This window comes from Arthrobacter sp. FW306-1B-F12A, from assembly GCF_058781865.1.
Genome location: NZ_JBYSXD010000044.1, coordinates 25,056 through 40,103 on the forward strand (window position 1 = coordinate 25,056; position 15,048 = coordinate 40,103).

General features: G+C 65.1%; 12 protein-coding genes. 5 read left to right on the top strand and 7 right to left on the bottom strand.

All coding sequences use genetic code 11. The features are described 5' to 3' along the window. Window position 1: 1 nt before the first annotated feature. Window positions 2-511, bottom strand: coding sequence for a hypothetical protein (locus AC3WJU_RS17800; RefSeq protein WP_306963289.1), 510 nt, complete (start codon window positions 509-511; stop codon window positions 2-4). A gap of 29 nt (window positions 512-540) precedes the next feature. Continuing rightward, window positions 541-1,713 carry a glycoside hydrolase family 76 protein gene (locus AC3WJU_RS17805; protein WP_492260487.1) on the bottom strand — a complete coding sequence of 391 codons (1,173 nt, stop codon included), beginning with the start codon at window positions 1,711-1,713 and terminating at the stop codon, window positions 541-543. Window positions 1,714-1,823: 110 nt separating this feature from the next. On the opposite strand from AC3WJU_RS17805, the gene AC3WJU_RS17810 reads away from it, so the two are divergent. Both AC3WJU_RS17810 and AC3WJU_RS17815 read left to right on the top strand, forming a co-directional pair. Then, the gene (locus tag AC3WJU_RS17810) at window positions 1,824-2,615 is read left to right on the top strand and encodes an SDR family NAD(P)-dependent oxidoreductase (RefSeq protein ID WP_059388556.1); all 792 of its coding nucleotides are present in this window, start codon (window positions 1,824-1,826) and stop codon (window positions 2,613-2,615) included. Window positions 2,616-2,629: 14 nt separating this feature from the next. Beyond that, window positions 2,630-3,883: an acyl-CoA dehydrogenase family protein gene (locus AC3WJU_RS17815; RefSeq protein WP_492260493.1), complete on the top strand. Its 1,254-nt coding sequence runs from the start codon at window positions 2,630-2,632 to the stop codon at window positions 3,881-3,883. Between the two features lie 43 nt (window positions 3,884-3,926). Here AC3WJU_RS17815 and AC3WJU_RS17820 read toward each other — a convergent pair whose 3' ends face one another. The 4 genes from AC3WJU_RS17820 to AC3WJU_RS17835 all read right to left on the bottom strand — a co-directional run bounded on the left by AC3WJU_RS17820 (window position 3,927) and on the right by AC3WJU_RS17835 (window position 9,706). Beyond that, complete coding sequence (locus AC3WJU_RS17820; protein ID WP_307052833.1) at window positions 3,927-6,266, bottom strand: hypothetical protein; 2,340 nt, start codon at window positions 6,264-6,266, stop codon at window positions 3,927-3,929. Window positions 6,267-6,591: 325 nt separating this feature from the next. Next, entirely contained in the window at window positions 6,592-6,924 is a 333-nt protein-coding gene (locus AC3WJU_RS17825; RefSeq protein ID WP_332602446.1) for an L-rhamnose mutarotase, read from the bottom strand. 65 nt (window positions 6,925-6,989) lie between these two features. Beyond that, on the bottom strand, window positions 6,990-8,384 hold the full coding sequence (locus AC3WJU_RS17830; protein WP_492260488.1) for an MFS transporter: 1,395 nt from the start codon (window positions 8,382-8,384) through the stop codon (window positions 6,990-6,992). A gap of 263 nt (window positions 8,385-8,647) precedes the next feature. Further along, a complete protein-coding gene (locus AC3WJU_RS17835; RefSeq protein ID WP_492260489.1) occupies window positions 8,648-9,706 on the bottom strand; it encodes a LacI family DNA-binding transcriptional regulator in 1,059 nt (352 codons plus the stop codon). A 214-nt stretch (window positions 9,707-9,920) separates the two neighbouring features. Between AC3WJU_RS17835 and AC3WJU_RS17840 the strand changes: the two genes are divergently transcribed. The 3 genes from AC3WJU_RS17840 to AC3WJU_RS17850 are packed head-to-tail and all read left to right on the top strand — an operon-like array spanning window position 9,921 to window position 13,125. Beyond that, on the top strand, window positions 9,921-11,057 hold the full coding sequence (locus tag AC3WJU_RS17840; RefSeq protein ID WP_284988692.1) for a Gfo/Idh/MocA family protein: 1,137 nt from the start codon (window positions 9,921-9,923) through the stop codon (window positions 11,055-11,057). Next, window positions 11,057-12,271 (top strand): dihydrodipicolinate synthase family protein, encoded by a 1,215-nt coding sequence (locus AC3WJU_RS17845; RefSeq protein WP_492260490.1) that lies wholly within the window; start codon window positions 11,057-11,059, stop codon window positions 12,269-12,271. Before AC3WJU_RS17840 ends, AC3WJU_RS17845 begins: the two co-directional genes overlap by 1 nt. Continuing rightward, entirely contained in the window at window positions 12,268-13,125 is an 858-nt protein-coding gene (locus AC3WJU_RS17850) for a sugar phosphate isomerase/epimerase family protein (protein ID WP_492260491.1), read from the top strand. Before AC3WJU_RS17845 ends, AC3WJU_RS17850 begins: the two co-directional genes overlap by 4 nt. Before the next feature lie 58 nt (window positions 13,126-13,183). On the opposite strand, the gene AC3WJU_RS17855 is transcribed toward AC3WJU_RS17850, so the two are convergent. After that, window positions 13,184-15,048: DUF6807 family protein (locus AC3WJU_RS17855; RefSeq protein WP_492260492.1), on the bottom strand; the 1,865-nt coding region annotated here is incomplete at its 5' end.

Here is a 15,048-nt window from a genome sequence, read left to right on the forward strand (position 1 = left end):
CCTACTCGGACTTCTCCCGGGATAGGGCGACGATCCAGCCTGGAGTGTCCTCACCGAGCCGCTTATCTAGCAAGACCCTGGCCTTGGCAGCGGCGATCTGCACCTTGCGGTCCTCGGCGCCCACCGAGGCAGGACGCTGTGAGGGGACGACGGCGCGGGGTTCGGACGCCGTGGCGGCTGCCAGGAGCGCGTCCTCAGTGCCGACTTTGAGGAGCGAGAGTTCCTCCCGTGACGCGAGTTCGCTGTGGCCCAGAATTTCGATGGCTTTCTGGCCCATTTCGGCTTCGGAGCGGCTGCGGGACAGGGACGCGTCGAGGGCCCATTGGGCGCGGCGCCACCACTCGGACCTGTCATCCGCGCGCGCCTTCTGCCGCAGGGACAGGAGGCCTACGATCGCGGCGACCATCGCCGCGACAAGGACAGCGAGCGGGCTGAGCGCGCCAACGATCTGCCACCATTCCGGCGGCGCACCGACCACAGTGACGGGTATCGGGCTCGCGATCGGGTTCACAGCTCCAGACTAGGCCCCGGCACTGACAATTAGTGGACGCGCGCGGCGGCTTCCAACACCATCCACGCCTGCAGTTGGGTGGAGAGCTCGACGGCGGTGCCCGGCGCGTACGTCTCGGCCGCCGGGCGCTGCGGTTCCGTCGAGAAGACGAGCCAACCGCCGTCGTCCTTTCCGGAAGCTTCGTTGGCATCGTCGGTGCGCACCGTCCGTCCCGCCCACAGAGCCTCCGCGGTATCGAGGACCAATTGCCGCGCGGAAGCGCGGGTGGGGGCGGGCAACCGCACGTCTCCGGCGGCGAGCGCCAGGTAGCGGACGAGGATTCCGGTGAAGAGCCCGCCGTCGCCGGTGCCCTCGCCGCGGAGAACGAGCCTCCCCTGAGTGTCAGGCTCACGGACCGTCAGATGTTCGGCCACCGAGCCCACCAGGGCGGCCCCGCGTGCCAGGTTCGCGTCTCCACCGAGTTCCAACAAGGCGCCGAGCACCGGGCCCTGGTTGTAGGTGTAGATCTCTTCAGCGAGGACGAGCTTGCCTTCCTTGACCCAGGCGCCGTCGAGGTATAGGCCGCGCGCGGGTTCGAAGAGGGTCACGTCGAGCCAGTCCAGAAGCCCTTGGGCCCGCTCTGGATGACCGGTCCGGGCGAAGTGCAAGGCCACCGGCGCCGTGGCCGGGGTGTTCTTGAAATCGCGCTTGGTGCTCCAGAAGGTGCCGCCGCCCATGTGTTGGGTGGAAGCCGATTCGAACTGCGGAGAGAGGCTTTTCTGCAACCGGGCGTTGCGTCGTCGGCCAGGCTTCTGCGCCCGCGCGGCCAAGGAATCCAAGCGCAGCACGGCGAGGGCCAGCCACGCCATGTCGTCGTAGTAGCTGTTGACGTAGCGCAGGAAGTTGCGCAGCCGGATGCTGGCGACCACGCGTGAAGCGAGCTCGCCGGCACTAGGGCGATCACCGCCGTCGAACCTTGATCCCGAGGCCAGTTCGCGCAACCCCGCGTCCACGAGGCAATCGACGTAGTGCGCCTGCCACCAGTAGTTCCACGACTGAAACGGAGAATGGCTGGAGGGCCGGACCGACGCCGCAAGATGGGTTCCTGGAAGGAAGAGGAGGCGCCGTCCGAAATGCCGGGTCACCGAGCGTGCGGCGTGGTCGGCCCGCGCGGCCCAATCCGGTGTTCCGGGGGTGCCTTGCGGGGTGTCGGCGGCGGACATGGTGACAGCCTAACGCCGCGCGCTTGGCCGCAGGCCCCTCACCAGTGCACAATCAAAGTGATTCAGTTAACATTCATTAACGGATTTTGGTTCTGCATCGAGGAGGATGGATGGACATCAAGGGCGCAGTTGCGTTGATAACCGGCGGGGCTTCGGGTTTGGGGGCCGCAACCGCAAGGCGATTGCTCGACGCCGGAGCGTCGGTAGTGCTGCTTGACCTCCACTCATCTCCCGGCGAGTCCCTCGCCGCCGAACTCAATGCCGCGGGAGCCGACGGCAGGGCCGTGTTCGTCCCCGCCGACGTCACGAACGAAGAGCAGGTGCAGGCCGCCGTCGATGCTGCCGTCGCGCTGGGCCCGCTCCGGATCCTGGTCAACTGTGCTGGCGTAGCAACCCCGGGCAAAGTACTGGGCAAAGACGGTGTGCTGCCGCTCGAGAACTTCAACAGGGTCATCCAGATCAACCTCGTGGGGACCTTCAACGTGATCCGCCTCGCTGCCGCCGCGATGGCCCGGAACGAACCTGCGTCCACCGAACTTGGTGGCGAGGAACGCGGAGTCATCATCAACACAGCCTCCGTGGCGGCTTTCGACGGCCAGATCGGACAGCCTGCGTATGCCGCGTCCAAGGGGGCCGTGGCCGCGATGACATTGCCCCTGGCCCGTGAATTTGCGCGCTCGCTGGTGCGCGTCATGGCCATTGCGCCAGGCATCTTCGAAACCCCGATGCTGGCCGGCTTGCCCCAGGACGCACAGCTCTCCCTGGGCCAGCAGGTGCCGCACCCGGCGCGTCTTGGCCGCCCCGCCGAGTACGCCAACCTCGTGGCGCACATCGTGGAGAATGCCATGCTCAACGGCGAAACCATCCGCCTCGACGGCGCAATCCGGATGGCACCGAAGTGAGCCAGACGCACAAGCTGGCGGCCGCCGTCGGACACCCGGCTGGTTCCAATAGCTCCCTGCCTTCTTTGCCGGGGGCAGACTTTTTCGATTTCGAGTCCCTCCTCAGCGTCCAGGAACAGCGCAAGCTCAACGAGCTCCGGCAATTCCTGGCCACGGAAATCGCGCCGTATGCCAAGGATTGGTGGGACAAAGCTGAGTTCCCGGCGCACATCCTGCCCAAGCTCGCAGCGCTTCGCCTGAGCACCCCCACGCACCGCGGCTACAGCAACCTGTTCGCAGGGCTCGTGATCGCGGAAATGACCCGCGTGGACACCTCCATTGCCACGTTCTTCATGGTCCACCACGACCTTTTCATCGAGGCGCTGTACGAGTTCGGCTCCAAGGATCAACAGGACCGCTACCTCGACGACGCCTCCAATCTGCGGACCACTGGTGCGTTTGCGCTCACGGAACCGGATCACGGATCCGACGTGGCCGGCGGCCTGCAGACTGTGGCCCGCCGGGTCCCCGGGGGAGCCGACGACGGCGGCGACTACTGGGTGCTGAACGGCGCCAAGCGCTGGATCGGCAACGGGACGTTCTGCGACCACATGCTGGTCTGGGCCCGGGACGAGGCCGACGGAGCTATTCGCGGCTTCATCGTGGACGGCACGCTGCCTGGCGTGACCCGAACCAAGATTGAGAACAAGATCGCACTGCGCACCGTGCAAAACGCTGACATTGTCCTCAAGGACGTCCGGGTTGCCGAGGCAGATCGTTTTTCCGGAATCAATAGTTTCGCGGACACCAACCACCTGCTGCGCGGGTCACGGCTCATGGTGGCCTGGCAGGCCGTGGGACAGCAGTTGGCGGCGTTCGACGTCGCCCGCCAGTATGCGCTTGACCGCCAGCAGTTCGGCCGCCCGCTGGCGAAGTTCCAACTCATCCAGCAGCAATTGGTGGACATGCTCGGAAATGCCGTGGCCAGCATGGGGATGATGGTGCGGATCGCCCAGCTGCAGGAGGGTATCTACACGGACAGCAAGGGAGTGCGGCACGGCGGAGCCCAAATGGCCCAGGTGGCGCTGGCCAAGGCGTACTGCAGCGCCCGTATGCGCGAAACCGTGGCGATGGGCCGATCCATCCTGGGCGGGAACGGCATCGTGACGGACTACCGGATGGCAAAGATCTTTGCCGATGCTGAGGCGATCTACACCTATGAAGGATCGTTCGAGATCAACTCGCTCATCGTGGGCCGGGCCGTGACAGGGGTTTCCGCGATCGTTTAAGGGCTTTTGGCGGAGTATCGCGCCGGTTTGCGGAACCGGCTGCCTACATCGCGAGTCGCCTCACGTTGGTGAGCCCTTGGACCTGCACGGGAGTGCTGCTGCTCACCTTGGTGCCATTGGAGAGCTGGCCTTCTCCGTTGTAGCCCCATGCCCGGACGGTCCCGTCGGTGAGAAGGGCGTACGTGCTGAATCCGTTCGACGTGATCGAGGCGACCCTGCTCAGGCCGGTGACTCGGGCGGGGGATGCGGTATGGGTGGTGGTCCCGTTTCCAACCTGCCCGTTCGGGTTGTAGCCCCAGGCGCGGACCGTCCCGTCAGCCAACACTGCATAGCTCGTGCCGTAGCTGACCGAGATCGAAGCGACCGCGGTGAGACCAGGGACCCTAACCGGGATGCTGCTGTTTTGGCCGATCGGGCCGCCGCCCAGTTCTCCGGCGTGAAGTCCCCAAGCGCGAACCGTGCCATCGGTAAGGAGCGCATAGGCATGTCCCCCGTCAACCGCTAGGGAGGCAACGCCGGAAAGGCCGGCGACCTGAACGGGGATGGCGCTTTGCGGTGCCGAACTGCCGGAACCAAGCTCGCTGCTCAGGTTGTTTCCCCAGGCACGGACCGTTCCGTCGGTCAGAAGGGCATATGCGTTCCCCCAGCAAGTGGAAAGTGATTCGACGCGCGCGAGGCCGGACACTTTGACCGGAGCGTCCCTGTTGATCGTGGTGCCATCCCCGAGCGCACCGTCACTGTTTTCGCCCCAAGCCCGGACCGTTCCGTCGGTCAACAACGCATAAGTCGCACTAAATGTAGCGCTGAGGGAAGCAACTCCCGTCAGGCCAACAACCTGGACCGGGGTGCTGCTAAAGGACAAGGCGCTGTTGTAGCCCGTGGTGGGACTATACCCGCGGGTGCCGTTTCCCAACTGGCCGTCGTAGTTGTTTCCCCATGCCCGGACCGTCCCATCGGCCAACAATGCATAGGCGTTGTCCGTATTGGCGACGATGGAGGTCACCCCTGTCAGGCCCGCGACTTGAACCGGGGTGTTCCGGTACTCGGTGGTGCCGTCGCCCAGTTGACCCCAGTAGTTGATACCCCAAGCCCAAACCGTGCCGTCAGCGCGCAACGCATACCTATTGGCGCGACCTTGAGCAGTCATGACCACATCGGTCAATCCCGAAACACCGATCGCCGAAAGACTGTCCGTATAGGTGCCATTGCCAAGCTGCCCGTAGCGATTGTCGCCCCAGATGCCCACGGAGCTCGTAGATGCCCCGGGAAGGTAGTAGCCGGAGACGTCCGCAATTAGCTGGGTGGTGCCCCACGCGCGGTTGTAGAGCGTAACCTTGCCGTCGGCCCCGACCGGGACCGTGACGGAATTCGGAACAGTCTGCCCAGGCGAAAAGTTCACGTTCGATGAACCCGGCCGATCCGTCCCTGAGGCGTACGCCGTAATGAACCCGACCGACGTCGGGCCCGTGACAGTGAGGTTGAAAGTAACTGCCGCAACGTTGGCTGGAACTCCATTCGCCCCACCTGCCTGGAAAGACACCACCCCGTCAGCCCCCACAGGACCCCTGTTGCGGGTATCCAGGAAGCGTGTGGGCGCTACGGGAACAAATGCACCTGCTACAGTCGGCGTCCCGGCAACGTAGTAGCCGGATACGTCGGCGAGCAGTTGGGTGCTGCCGGACGAGCGATTGAAAAGGGTGACCTTTCCGTCGGAGCCGACGGGGACGGTGACCGAGTTCGGAACTGTCTGGTCTTTTGCGAAGTTGACGTTGGAGGAGTTCGGGCGAGGTGTGCCGGAAGCGTAGGCGGTGATGAACCCGTACGACGTCGGGTTCACAACAGTGAGATTGAACGTGACTGCCGAGACCGTCGCCGGAATCCTACCCAACCCACCGACCTGGAAGGACACTGTTCCGTCCGGACTCGCGGGAGCGCTGGTCCGGGTTTCCAAGAGCCTGACGGGTGCGACAGGCACGAAGGCGCCCGGCACAGTCGGCGCTCCAGGGAGGTAGTAGCCCGAGACATCAGCGATCAATTGGGTGGTTCCCGACGAGCGGTTGAACAGGGTGACCTTTCCGTCGGCCCCTACCGGGACCGTGACGGAGTTCGGAACGGTCTGGCCGCCGGCGAAGTTCACGTTGGATGCGTCAGGTCGGTTGGTCCCGGAAGCATATGCGGTAATAAACCCGAAGGACGTGGGATCGGTAACTGTGAGATTGAAAGTAACAGCCGCCGCATTGGCCGGAATCCCGTTCACCCCGCCAACTTGGAAGGACACCGTTCCATCAGGGCCCACGGGAGCACTGTTTCGGGTATCCAGGAACCGCGCCGGAGCCAACGGGATAAATGCGCCCTCGGCGGTGGGTTTCGAGGTGGTACCCATGAGCGCTAAGGGTGTCGGTGCCGGAGCAGAGGCTGTATCCGCCTCTGCTGCGGGCGCCGCCAAGCCAGACAAAAGCAGTAGGATCCCCACGGTCGCTGCCACACTGGCAGTTCCACGCTTTATCCGTGCACTCAAAGAAACCACAACGCCCCCAATAAACATGCCCGGAAGTCTTAGGCAAGCCCCAATTCGTTCTTGCGGAAAGTACCACACTGGGCCGCTGTCCGGAATTCCAAGGGGCAGGGCACTTCCGGGGCTTGTTTCCCAGACCGGAGCTTGAAGCGCGGCGATGGGAAACAAGCCCCGGTTTTCGGAACCCAAGGCCTCAACCCCGGAACAGCTGGTCCTCGAGATTGAAGATTTCCGTGAGCTGGACGAATCCTTGGTCGGGTGCCTGTGCGTCGTTTTCGAACAGGAGCGCCATTTCCGCCTGCCAGCGGGCATTCACGTCAGTCAGGGCCATGCGGGCCCGGGCCGCATCGAAATCGTCGCATTCCACGTACCCCACCAGCAGCCCGTCGTCAGCCAGGAACAGCGAATAGTTGTTCCATCCGGCTGCCTTGAGTTCACGCAGCATCTCCGGCCAGACGGCCGCGTGGCGCCGCCGGTACTCCGGAATATGGCTGGGTTTGACCGAGGAGCGGAAGCAGACGCGCATCGAGGTTCCTACCTTCTGTGAATCGTTTCATTCGTAGGCGGCGAAGAGCCGCAAAATCGCGCAGCTTACCGGGTGCCGGCCCGGAACTGGCGGTATTCCTCGCGGGGAACCGGGGTCGCGTCCGGCGTGCCCAGCTGATTGAGCGGGATACGGTACGTTTCCCGGGCCGACCAAGCGGCCACGGCGCCGATGATGCAGATTCCGAAGCAGATGGACCCGATGATGAGCGGTACGTTCGCGGATCCCGGCGGCGCGATCGCCGTGAAGATACTCGGAAGGAATGCCGTGATGACGAGGCCGATGTTCTGCGAGATCGCGAATCCCGTGACGCGGGTACGGGCGGGGAAGAGCTCCTGGAAATAGCTGGCGAACGTTGCATTCCAGACTTGGTAGAGCGTGCCCCACATGAGGATCGAGAGGATGATGGTGAGCAGTACGTTGTTCTGGCTGACCGCGTACAGGTAAGCGTAGGCCAGCACTCCTGAACTCAACGAGCCGAAGATCATCAATGGCCTGCGGCCGAACCGGTCCGAAAGATCTCCGAACAACGGGATGAGGGCCAGTGCGACGACGTTGGCCAGGACCGGGATCCAGAGATAGACGGTGGTGCTCATGCCGACGCCGTAGCCCGGCTGGGTAGCGTAGGCCGCTCCGAAGACTGCCACGGTGACACCGACGACGTTGACCAGGGTCATGCAGACTGCGCGAACCACGTTGAGACCGCTTTCGCGCAGCACGCGGACGATTGGCATCTTCGGGATCTCTTGGTGTGCCTTTTCTTCGGTGAAGATGGGGGTTTCTTCGACCCGGCGGCGGATCATGTAGCCTGCGAACACCACGAGGGCGCTGAGGAGGAATGGAATGCGCCAGCCCCAGGATTTGAACGATTCACTGGAGAGCATGGCCGAGAGCGGGAGGAAGACTGCGGCGGCGATAATTTGCCCGGCCTGGGTGCCCTGGAGCGCGAAGCTGGCGTAGAAGCCCCGGCGTCCGAAAGGTGCGTGCTCCACGATCATGGCGCTGGCACCGCTCAGTTCGCCTGCAACTGCAAAGCCCTGGATGAGCCGAACGGCAACCAGCAGGACGGGTGCCAGGACGCCGACCTGGCCGTAGGTGGGCAATAATGCGACGGCGAAGGTCGACGCGCCCATCATCAACATGGCCAAGACCAGAACGTTCTTGCGTCCATGTTTGTCGCCCCACTGTCCCAGGACGAATGCGCCGATGGGGCGGGCCACGTACCCCACGGCGTAGGTGCCAAGCGAAGCGATCAGCGCAACGGTCGGGTTTCCCGCGGGGAAGAAGACGCCGGGAAACACCAGCGCGGCGGCCTGTGCATAGATGAACCAGTCGTAGTACTCAAGGGCGCTGCCGATCCAGCCGCTGGCTGCCGCTTTCCTCGTGGTGCTGGACTGTCGCGGTTCGATTGAACTTCGCTGCCTGCTCGCGTCGATCTTCATATTGTCCTCCTTTGGACAAGTCGTTGGGGCCACTGGAAGGGCCTTCCCGTCTTTGGGTGTGGTTTCCAGCAGGAGTGCGGCGCCATTGCAAGAATCGGACTGAACTTCCGCTTGGTATGCGCTTTCCCATCTGGTAAGCGCTTTCCATGAGACACCCGCGCGGCCGTGCTGTCAAGGTTAAGTTGTTGCATCGGTCACACTGGCGACAGACGCTCGGCCCGGCGCGATCGCGTCATCGATGGAGCGGCCGCGAGCCAGGGGAACTACGGCGAACCCGTGCTCTTGCGGAGGGTGACGCTGCCCGCGACGGCGGCTGGACCGCCGCCGCCGTCGTCGGAAAGGGCCGCAATGGTTGCAAGCCGTCCGATTTCTTCGAGTGGCAGGCTTACGGTGGAGAGCGCCGGCCGGAAGTCCCGGAGCCATTGGATGTCGTCGAATCCTGCGAGGCTGGCGTCGTGGGGGATCCTGAGCCCCTGGTCCCTCAACGCGGCGGCCACGCCGATGGCCATGACATCGTTGCTCGCGAAAATGCACAAACGCTGCTCCGGCGCCGACTGGCCGGAGGCCTTGATCCGCCAGGCAAGCTCAATGCCGGCGTCGAAACCGCCGTTCCGGTTGAACGCGACGTGCACAACATCCGCGGCGGGTTGGCCGGCGTCGGACAAGCCGCGTTGGAATCCCATAACGCGCTCATCCGAAGTTGTGAGCCCTTCTGGACCTGCCACGATGACGAACGGCCCTTTGTGTGTGCGCGCCAACTCCCGCGCCAGATCCTGCGCAAGTTGTTCGTTCGGAACGGCGATGGTGCGGTAGTTGTCCGTTTCGGCGACGCCCAGGATCGCTTGCCCGACGACGCCCACTCGCCCGCCGTTGCGGCAGTAGCGGTCCAGTTCGGCGGCTAGCTCGGTGTTCGCGCGGGCGTCTTCGGAACGGGTTGAACGCGATCCTGCGATGACGATCGACTCCGCCCGCCGTGCAGCGAAGGCGGCGACGGCGTCCTTCTCCTCGGCGGGCGTGCCGTTGGTGGTGGCGAGCAGCACCATGCGGCGCTCTTGCCGTGCCGCGGCCTGTACGCCTTGCGCTATGGCGGAAAAATAGGGGTCCGCGATATCGTGCACGATCAGGCCGATGAGGCCTGTGCTGGATTTCGCCAGAGCCTGGGCCTGGGCGTTCGCGATGTAGCCGAGGGTGTCGGCCGCCTGGCGGACGCGCTCGGCGATGTCCGGCGCGGGCGTCCTGGCGGACCCATTGAGTACCCGGGAGGCTGTGGCGGGGGAGACGCCGGCCAGTTTGGCCACTTCGGACAGCGTGCTTGCAGTCACGGACAACTCCTCTTCAAAGCCTCAGTCTCGGGCACTTTCAGCAACATCCGATTATTGCAGGCCCAACTAGCAGTGGGAAAGCGATTGCCAGACCCGGGGCGGCGTGTCATCATGAATGCATTGGGAATGCGCTTTCCCACCTCATTACTTTCCATCTGAAGAAGGACTCATGGGCACCAATTCTGTTACAGCAACAAAGTCCATAAGGATCGCCATGAACGGCATCACTGGCCGGATGGGCTACCGCCAGCACCTGCTGCGTTCCATCCTTCCCATCCGCGACGCCGGGGGCTTCACCTTGGCAGACGGCACCCGCGTCCAGGTCGAACCGATCCTGGTTGGCCGCAACGAAGCGAAGATCCGCGAACTCGCCGAACTCCACAAGGTGTCCGAGTGGTCCACCGACCTCGACGCAGTTATCAACGACCCCACGGTCGACGTCGTTTTCGATGCGTCGATGACGAGCCTCCGCGCGGCGACGCTGAAGAAGGCCATGCGCGCCGGAAAGCACATTTTCACCGAGAAGCCGACGGCGGAGACGCTGGAGGAGGCCATCGAGCTGGCCCGCATCGGCAAGGAATCCGGGGTCACGGCCGGCGTGGTGCACGACAAGCTGTACCTGCCGGGGCTGGTCAAGCTGCGCCGCCTGGTGGACGAAGGCTTCTTCGGCCGGATCCTCTCGATCCGCGGCGAATTCGGCTACTGGGTCTTCGAAGGCGACGTCCAGGCGGCGCAGCGCCCTTCCTGGAACTACCGCAAGGAAGACGGCGGCGGAATGACAACGGACATGTTCTGCCACTGGAACTACGTCCTTGAAGGCATCATCGGCAAGGTCAAGAGCGTCAACGCCAAGACCGCCACCCACATCCCGACCCGATGGGACGAATCCGGCAAGGAATACAAGGCCACGGCCGACGACGCCTCCTACGGCATCTTTGAGCTCGAGACCCCGGGCGGGGACGACGTCGTCGGACAGATCAACTCCTCCTGGGCGGTCCGCGTCTACCGCGACGAACTCGTGGAGTTCCAGATCGACGGCACGCACGGGTCCGCCGTCGCGGGCTTGAACAAGTGCGTCGCGCAGCAGCGCGCCCACACCCCCAAGCCCGTCTGGAACCCGGACCTGCCCGTTACGGAGTCCTTCCGCAGCCAGTGGCAGGAAGTTCCCGCGAACGCCGATCTGGACAACGGCTTCAAGCTGCAATGGGAAGAATTCCTGCGCGACGTCGTCGCCGGCCGGGAGCACCGCTTCGGCCTGCTTTCCGCCGCCCGCGGCGTGCAGCTCGCAGAACTCGGCCTGCAGTCCTCGGCCGAGCGCCGCACCATCGACATCCCGGAGATCGTGCTCTGATGACTTCCCTCCTTCTTCCAAACCACGACGGCGGGACCCGCCTCTACAAGGTGCGGCCGGCAACGTCGTGGGCCAGGCCGACGTCGCCCTTGACCTCACGGCGTGCCTACGCCGCGGCGCACGTGATCCCCGAAGCAACGGCCGACAACACCCCGGGTGCCCCCGCGCGCTTGGACTGGGACGCCACCATGGCGTACCGGCACGAGCTGTGGTCCTACGGCCTGGGTGTTGCCGACGCCATGGACACCGCCCAGCGAGGCATGGGCCTGGACTGGGCCGCCACGCAGCAGCTCATCAAGCGAACCGGCGTCGAAGCGGCATCCGTGGTGGCATCCGGCAACACCGCTACCGCCGGGAAGACCGTCAGGGACCTCGTCTCTTGCGGTGCCGGAACTGACCAGCTGGACCTGGACTCTGTCCCCGAGGGGCCCGCCGGAATCAAGACCGTGCTGGACGCCTACCGCGAGCAGATCGCCGTCGTGAGTGAAGCGGGACCGAAGGTCATCATCATGGCGTCGCGGGCGCTGGCCAAGGTGGCAGCAAGCCCTGAGGACTATCTGCAGGTCTACTCCACGCTCCTCAGTGAGGTGGACCAGCCCGTCATCCTGCACTGGCTCGGGACCATGTTCGACCCCGCACTGGCCGGCTACTGGGGATCGGACGACGTCGCCGAATCAACGGAAACCTTCCTTGGCCTGATCCGGGACCACGCGGACAAGGTGGACGGAGTGAAGGTCTCGCTGCTCGACGCTTCGCATGAAGTTGCCCTGCGTGCAGCCCTTCCGGAGGGCGTCCGCCTCTACACCGGCGACGATTTCAACTACCCGGAACTGATCGACGGCGACGGCGCCCACCACTCGGACGCGCTGTTGGGCATCTTCGCCGCGATCTACCCTGCCGCCTCGGTCGCCTTGCAGAAGTACGACGCCGGCGACGCCGCGGACGCGCGCGCCATCCTGGACTCCACCCGCGAACTGGGCAAGCACATCTTCAGCGCCCCCACGTTCTACTACAAGACCGGGATCGCCTTCATGTCCTGGCTCAACGGCAAACAGCCCGGATTCCAAATGGTCGGCGGGCTGCATTCCGGGCGCTCCGTGGTCCACCTGGCACGCACCTTCGAACTCGCCGACCAGGCCGGGCTCCTGAGCGATCCCGCGTTGGCCGCCTTCCGCATGTCCGATTACCTCCGCATCAACGGGGTGAGCGCATGAACGACTTTTCGCGGCCGTCCGACTTTTCCAGATTGTCACTCAACAGCGCCACCACCAAGAAATGGACCCTCGCCGAGGCGGTGGACGGTTGCGTCCGTGCCGGGATCCCGGCGATCGGCCCGTGGCGGGACATCGTCGCCGACGCCGGCCTGGACAAAGCGGCCAAGCTGATCAAGGACGCCGGACTTCGCGTTTCCTCCCTCTGCCGGGGCGGCTTCCTCACAGCCGCCGACGCCGAAGGGCAGGCCGCCGCTGTGGCGGACAACCGGACAGCCATCCTCGAAGCCGTCGCGCTGGATACGCAGGAGCTGTTCCTGGTGGTCGGCGGACTCGCCCCGGGAGAGAAGGACGTCGTCGCGGCCCGCCTGCGCGTGGCCGACCGCCTCGAGGACCTGGTGCCCTTCGCCGTCGAACACGGGGTCCGGCTGGTGCTCGAACCCCTGCACCCGATGTACGCAGCGGACCGGGCCCTCATCTCGACGCTGGGCCAAGCGCTTGACCTCGCCTCGCCTTACGACGCGAAGGCGGTGGGCGTCGCCGTCGACACCTTCCACGTGTGGTGGGACCCGGAACTGAAGCAGCAGCTCCAGCGGGCCGGCCGGGAAAACCGGATCGCCTCCTACCAGGTGTGCGATTTCAACCTCCCCATCGCCGCCGACGCCCTGCTGTCCCGCGGCATGATGGGCGACGGCGTGATCGACTTCGCGACGATCGGCAGCTGGGTGCGCGACGCCGGATACACGGGCGACATCGAGGTGGAGATCTTCAACCAGGACATCTGGGACGCAGACGGCGATTCAGTCCTGGAAACCATGAAGCAGCGCTACGCGGAACTCGTGCTTCCGTACGCCTAACGGCGCGGCGGCGGTCTGAAGGGCGGGGCACGTTGCGTGCCCCGCCCTTTCAGCGTGCCTAGCCTCCGGCGGAGACCCTGTTGGCCATCAGCTCGGCAACCTCGGCCGGAGACAGCTTGGCGTCGACGAGCCACACCGTGAACGTGCGGACCAAGGAGTCGCCTGCGGCAAGCACCACTGGCCGGTCCCACGCGAGGGCCGAACCCACTGCGGGGTAATCCGCCATCCGGACGAACCAAGGATCCGGCGCCTCAGCCGGGGCAGCGAACACCACGGTGGCGGGGCCTCCAGGGAAGTCGGCTGCCCAAGCCAGCCACGGTGACGCCGAGCCGTGGACTTCGGGTTCGCCGCGACCTTCGGCCGTGAAGACCTCAGCTTCGGCGCACGCAGGCAAGCGCCAGAAAAAGCCGCCGTAGCCGCTTCCGGGGGCGCCGTTTGAGCCGGGGCTGCCCAGCGAGGAGTCGACGACGGCGGTCAGTTCTGTTCTTAGCTTCAGTTGCCAGGTGCGGCGGTCGAGCTGGCGGGAGCCGGTGGTGCGGCGTTCGCGGAGAAGTTCGGCGCCGTCCGGTGCCTGCCAACTCAATTCCTGCTCCAGCAAGCCGGGCCCGGACACTGTGGAGCGCTCGATGATGCGCCCATGGTCTTGCCGTTCTTCGTAACGGCCCGACGCGCGGATGTACGTTTTGCCGCCCCAGAAATTGGTCCCGTTCACATCCTGCAAGGTGAATCCCGCGCCAAGGTGCCAGGGGTGGTCTGCCGGCAGGTGATCGGTTACGGGGACTCCGGCCAGTGTACGGACCGGGTGCAGATAGGGCCGCGGGGAGAGCCGCGTGGCAAGGCCTGTACCGCTCTGCACGGTCGCCAACAGGGCAGCGCCGCCAAGCTCGCCGCCGTCGGGCAGGCTCAAAACCGGCCTTCCGGCGTCGACGGCTGGCCGCGCCCAAGGCAAGCCGAGTTCGCTGAAGGTGGCGTGCGCCGCCGTCGCGCGTTCCAGGGCGTCTTCGATTCCGTCGACCACGGGACGGGCGGCGTCGCCCTCGCCCTCCCAGGTGACGTACTGCTCCGGGATCAGCGCCGGAGATTCCGCGGTGCGGATGGCTTCGAGGACCTGCATGAAGGCGCCGCTGTCCGCGAGCGGACTGATCAGCGGCGCCGCGGTTGCGGGCCCCGGCGTCGAGCGACGATGCTCCAGCAGGTCTTCAGTGAGGTCCACCCGGCCGTATACGGTTTCGCGCTTCCCGGCGGCAGAGCTGACAGTGAGGCGGTCTTCGGTGTAATGGAACACTGCAGTGCCTTCGCTGCCCTGCAGGGTGATGTACGGTTCCACGGACTCGGCGGCGCAGAGGGTGAGCGCGCACGTGATGGGCACGCCCGCTGCGGTGCGGATCCGGATGACGGAGGTGTCGTCGGCTTCGATGTCGTTGGCGCGGTACAGGTCCGTATCCACGGACGCAAGATCGTCCACGGTTTTCGCCCCGGCGATCCTCAGCGCTGTGGCGATGGCGTGGGCCAGGGGGTTGGTCGCCACCCCATCGACGACGTCGACGCCGTCAAGGCTGCGCTTACCCGCCCATCGTGAGCGTTTGTAATAGGCGCGGTCACGCACCCAACGCCCGGTGGCCGAGATGCCCAGGAGCGTGCCGATCTCTCCCGCCGCAAGGAGTTCATCAATGGCCTGGAGGGCCCGGGATCCGAGGCTTTGGAAGCCGACCTGGACGATTCTGCCAGCTGCGGTGGCGGCTTCCTGCAGGCGATTGAAGTCGGCGAGGGAAGCGACTGGAGGCTTCTCGAGGTATAGATCGGCGTGGGGGAGCGTCGTGAGGGCGAGTTGCGCGTGCGTCTGGATGGGGGTGGCCACAATGACGAGGTCCAACGCGGGGGTTCCCGCCAAGAGCTCGTCCAAGTTGCTGAATACCGCGGTTC

Excerpts from the sequence above, each read along its gene's own strand:
- AC3WJU_RS17805 (WP_492260487.1), bottom strand. The coding sequence starts at position 1,713 with ATGTCCGCCGCCGACACCCCGCAAGGCACCCCCGGAACACCGGATTGG.
- AC3WJU_RS17810 (WP_059388556.1), top strand. The coding sequence starts at position 1,824 with ATGGACATCAAGGGCGCAGTTGCGTTGATAACCGGCGGGGCTTCGGGT.
- AC3WJU_RS17820 (WP_307052833.1), bottom strand. The coding sequence starts at position 6,266 with ATGGGTACCACCTCGAAACCCACCGCCGAGGGCGCATTTATCCCGTTG.
- AC3WJU_RS17825 (WP_332602446.1), bottom strand. The coding sequence starts at position 6,924 with ATGCGCGTCTGCTTCCGCTCCTCGGTCAAACCCAGCCATATTCCGGAG.
- AC3WJU_RS17830 (WP_492260488.1), bottom strand. The coding sequence starts at position 8,384 with ATGAAGATCGACGCGAGCAGGCAGCGAAGTTCAATCGAACCGCGACAG.
- AC3WJU_RS17840 (WP_284988692.1), top strand. The coding sequence starts at position 9,921 with ATGAACGGCATCACTGGCCGGATGGGCTACCGCCAGCACCTGCTGCGT.
- AC3WJU_RS17845 (WP_492260490.1), top strand. The coding sequence starts at position 11,057 with ATGACTTCCCTCCTTCTTCCAAACCACGACGGCGGGACCCGCCTCTAC.
- AC3WJU_RS17850 (WP_492260491.1), top strand. The coding sequence starts at position 12,268 with ATGAACGACTTTTCGCGGCCGTCCGACTTTTCCAGATTGTCACTCAAC.